This is a genomic window from Actinomadura rubrisoli, from assembly GCF_004349215.1.
In the GTDB taxonomy this organism is placed as follows: Bacteria; Actinomycetota; Actinomycetes; order Streptosporangiales; family Streptosporangiaceae; genus Spirillospora; species Spirillospora rubrisoli.
Genome location: NZ_SMKU01000528.1, coordinates 1 through 4,405 on the forward strand (window position 1 = coordinate 1; position 4,405 = coordinate 4,405).

The following is a 4,405-nucleotide window of genomic DNA, read 5'->3' on the forward strand; positions in this document are numbered from 1 at the left end:
CGATCGCCTCCAGCCGCAGACCGTCACGGACGGCTTCGGCCAGGTAGGGCTCGTCCTCCACGATCAACACGCGCATACCTGAAGCCTAAGCAACACGGCATATAGCCAGCATATGCAAACCGGACACCCCGGGCACGGTGGCGGCGTCGACCAGGCGCGCGACCGGCTGCTCGCAGGGCGGTCCGGCTGCGGTGAACCTTCTGGGCGCCTGGGAGGCGGCCGTCACTGCGGGCATGGTGTTGACTTCGCTGAAGACGGGTCCAGGGTCGGTGAGGAGGAACGGCCAACGCGGACGTTGCTCCGCGGATCACTTCGCCCCTGGTGCGTCGACCCCGACGGCCGTCGCGTGGCCATGGAGTCCCCGCACCCTCATCCACCTGCGGGGACGTCGCAGACGGGCTCTGGTGGAGGCGGCCTGACCAGTGGGCCTACATCAGCTACGGCGGGGACGCGCGGCAGGCGATGGGGTTCTACGGGAGGTCTCGGGCGGTGGGCTGGAGACGGGCACGGTCTCGGGTGTCGGCTCGCCGGACTCGTCCGACGCCGACAGGCTCGGGCACGCCCGGCTCGACACCCCCGACGGCTCCACGCTGATGGTTTGGGACGCGCCGGAGGGGTCCCCCAACCGACCGGGCGACAAGGTTGCGGTTTGCCTCGGCGGCGACGGCGGCGACGGCGGATTCCGTGGCCATTTCGAGCGGTCGTCCGTCGGCAGCGCCGTGACGATGCCTCTGGAGAAGCAGGCGTGGGGTGACGTCGGCCCCGGAGTCGCTGCGGTGATGGACGGGTGGGGCATCAGGTTCGACGATTCGCCGGATTCGATGGGGGATCGGGGGCAAGCCGGGTCGGCGCGGCTGCGCCGGTCGTGGCGGCCGGATCCGTCGAGTTCGGCGGGTCCGGCGGGTTCGGCTTCGGCGTCGATGACGCCGAATGGGATCGGCAGTCGCCGTCCACCCCCCGGCCATCGGCCTTGACCCGCGGGATCGGCCCTTGGCGCCGGTGCCCGGGCGGATCGTCCCCCGGCCCGCGCACGATGGCGGGTGTTCTAGTGGGGCTGTGCGTTTCCGGTGAGCAGGGCGATGAGGCTGTGGGGTGTGTTGTCGCCGAAGCAGAGATCGAAGTCGCGGGCGGCCTCGGTGGCCGCTTCGGTGCTGCGGGGGAACAGGGCCTGCTCGTATTCGGTGAGCGCGGCCTCGGTGTCATCGGGGTGCGCGGCGATGGCCTTGCCGAGTTCGGCGCCGTCGAACATGGCCAGGTTGGCGCCTTCGCCGTTGGGGGGTGAGAGGTGGGCGGCGTCGCCGAGCAGGGTGACTCCGGGCGTCCGGTCCCACCGGTGGCCTTTGGGCAGGGCGTTGAGGGGGCGCAGGACCGGTGCGGTGTCGCCGTCGGTGAGCAGCGCGGTGAGCTCGGGTGCCCAGCCGTCGAACTCCCGCGCGATGCGGGCGGTGGCCGCGGCGGGTTCGGTGAGGTCGATTCCGGTGAACCAGTCCTGTGGTTTGGACAGCGCCGCGTAGGTGTGGAGGGTCCCGCCGCTCTCCCGGTGGGCCTGGATGCCCTTTCCCGGCACGAGCGCGAGCAGTGCCCCGCCGCCGACCGCTTTCGCGCTGGCGGGGTGCCGGGTGTCGCCGTCGAGCAGGTAGGTCTCGATGAACGATATGCCGACGTATTCGGGTGCGGCGTCGGAGAGCAGCGGACGGACCCGTGACCACGCGCCGTCCGCGCCGACCAGCAGGTCCGCGGTGGCGGTGGTGCCGTCGGCGAAGGTCACCTGGTGGCGGCCCCCGCCCAGGGCGCGGACGGCGCCGGCCTTGCGGCCCCACCGGACGGTGCCGGCCGGCAGTGAGTCGAGCAGCATCTGGCGCAGGGCGCCGCGCTGCACCTCGGGGCGGCCGCCCGTGCCGTCGTCGGGTTCGTCGAGCAGGACGGTCCCGTCCGGGGCCAGGACTCGTGTCGCCTGGCGTCCCTCCAGGATGAGGCCGCGGAACTCCTCGATCAGGCCCGCGGCCTGGAGGGCCGGTCGGCCGTTGTCGTGGTGGATGTCGAGCATCCCGCCCTGCGTGCGCGCCGTCGGTGAGGGCTCCGCCTCGTAGACGGTCGACGGGACGCCGTGGACGTGCAGGACGCGGGCGAGCGTGAGGCCGCCGAGCCCGGCGCCGATGATCGTGACAGGTGTGTTCATGGTGGCTCCTTCGGGATGGAGGCCGGCCGCCGGGATCTGGCCGACCCTGTCTGGAATGCTGTTCCAATCATCATGTTGGAACAACGCTCCAGACATGTCAAACTGGGGGGATGGCACCACGGACGCGCAAGCCGGAGCGGCGGGCAGAGGCGCTGACCCGCGAGCGCATCGTCGAGGCCGCCGTCGAGCTGCTCGACACGTCCGGCGAGGGCGGGCTGACGTTCCGGGCGCTGACCGGGCGCCTCGCCACCGGGCCGGGGGCGATCTACTGGCATGTGGCGAGCAAGAGCGAGCTGCTCGACGCCGCGACCGACGCCGTGGTCGCCGCCGCTCTGGCCACCGGGCCCGCCGGGTCCGCGGGCTCGCCGCACAAGGAGATCGGCGCCGTCGCGCTCGGCCTGTTCGACGCGATCGACGAACACCCGTGGCTGGCCACTCAGCTGGCCACGCAGTTGTCCCGCAATCCCTGGGGGCCGGTGACGCCGCGGATCTTCGAGAGCATCGGCCGGGGTGTCCGCGCGCTGGGCGTGCCGGAGGGCGGCTGGTTCACCGCGGCCTCCGCGCTGGTGCACTACATCCTCGGCGCGGCCGGCCAGAACGCCGCGAACGGCCGCGGTGCCGGTTCCGGCGTGGACCGCGGCGAGTTCCTCGACTCGGTGTCGCGGGCGTGGGAGGCGCTCGACCCCGGCGACTACCCGTTCGCGCGGGCCGTCGCGGACCAGATGCGCGGCCATGACGACCGGGCGGAGTTCCTCGCAGGGATCGATCTCATCCTCGCCGGCATCACCGCGGTTCACCCGCCGGCCCCGTAGCCGCCTTGATCGGGCACTGCGCTGGGCCGCTCGACCCGTCCGAGCCCGCCTGATTCCGTCCGCACGGTCGGTCGATTCGCGCCTCCGTCTCGTTGCGGTGGCCGTGGATGATCACCGTCTGTGCTGGTCGGCGTGCCAGGCCGCGGTCGGACGGTCCGGTGCGGCTCTTCCGCGCGGCCGGTCTGCTGCCGCCGTCCCCGGTCCTTCGTCGTCGGTGGTGCCGCCGCCGCGAAGGGGTCGCAGGCCGCCGGGCGGCTCGGGAACGGGAGGAGTGGCGCCCCGCGGAATTGATGTGGGATCCGTAGAACGGGCCGAAAGGCAATGGATACCCCTGACCTGCGCGTAGACGTCGTTGTCGATGGCCGGGCGGCGGCCCGGCGCGCCGGCGATCCGCTTGGCGGACGGGTCGTGGCTCCGCTGCTGATCGCTCTGGCCGGCGCCGCAGGCGCGGTACCGGGCCGGGCCGTTCCGGTGTCGGTGACGCGGGTGCCGGTCTCGGTGCTGCGGATCGGCCCGTCGTCGTCATCGGTGGATGCGGGCCGCGCCGATGCCCGACGGCCGACCGCCGACCGCCGACGTGGCGACCATCGGGGCCGGCAGTGGGACCGTCAAGGCCAGCAGGGCCAGGAACCGGGGCCGAGCGACAGGGCCGAGGCCCCGGGGCTCGGGCTTGGGCGTTGGCCTGGGCGTTGTGATCGGGCGACGGCCTGCCCGCGCCGGGGCCTGACCGGTGGGCTTGCCGGGCGGGGTCAGGGGCGGGAGCGGAGGCGGCGGAGCATGCGGGCGTCGGTGAAGCCGACGGCGCGGGCGGCGGCCTCGTGGGTGGCGCCTTGGCCGATGAGGTGCTCGGCGCGTTCCAGGCGCAGTTCCTGCTGGTAGCGCAGCGGGGTGAGGCCGGTGGCGGCGGTGAAGCGGCGGGTGAGGGTGCGCTCGCTGACGCCGGACGCGGCGGCGAGGCCGGCCAGGGGCAGGGGGCGGGTGTAGCCGGTGTCGATGAGGTCCTGGGCGCGATGGACGGCGTCGCTGAGGTGGGCGCGGTGCCGGAGCATGGCGCTGGCCTGGGGTTCGTCGCCGTTGCGGCGCGCGTACACGACCATGGCGCGGGCGGTGCGGGCGGCGGCGCCGGGGCCGTGGCGGGCGGCGAGCAGGTGCAGGGCGAGGTCGATGCCGCTGGCGATGCCGGCGGAGGTGATGACGCGGTCGTCGGTGACGTAGAGGACGTCGCGGACGACGGTGGCGCGGCGGTGGCGGCGGGCCAGGTCGTCCTGGAGTTCGTGGTGGGTGGTGCAGCGGCGGCCGTCCAGGAGCCCGGCGTGGCCGAGGGCGAACGCGCCGGCGCAGACGCTGGCGACCTGGCCGCCGCGGGCGTGGTGGCGGGTCAGGATGCGGGCGGTGGCACCGCTGTCTCTTATAC

3 protein-coding genes and 1 pseudogene are annotated in these 4,405 nt (G+C 73.7%); 1 reads left to right on the forward strand and 3 read right to left on the reverse strand.

Annotated elements, in window-relative coordinates; translation table 11 throughout:
- A pseudogene (locus tag E1298_RS44595) lies at nucleotides 1-76 on the reverse strand (response regulator transcription factor); the annotation flags it as partial.
- Between the two features lie 969 nt (nucleotides 77-1,045).
- Nucleotides 1,046-2,179: an FAD-dependent oxidoreductase gene (locus E1298_RS44610; RefSeq protein WP_131903426.1), complete on the reverse strand. Its 1,134-nt coding sequence runs from the start codon at nucleotides 2,177-2,179 to the stop codon at nucleotides 1,046-1,048.
- Nucleotides 2,180-2,289: 110 nt separating this feature from the next.
- On the opposite strand from E1298_RS44610, the gene E1298_RS44615 reads away from it, so the two are divergent.
- Nucleotides 2,290-2,991 carry a TetR/AcrR family transcriptional regulator gene (locus tag E1298_RS44615; RefSeq protein ID WP_131903427.1) on the forward strand — a complete coding sequence of 234 codons (702 nt, stop codon included), beginning with the start codon at nucleotides 2,290-2,292 and terminating at the stop codon, nucleotides 2,989-2,991.
- A 749-nt stretch (nucleotides 2,992-3,740) separates the two neighbouring features.
- On the opposite strand, the gene E1298_RS44620 is transcribed toward E1298_RS44615, so the two are convergent.
- A partial coding sequence (locus E1298_RS44620; RefSeq protein ID WP_131903428.1) for a GlxA family transcriptional regulator occupies nucleotides 3,741-4,405 on the reverse strand: 665 nt, incomplete at its 5' end.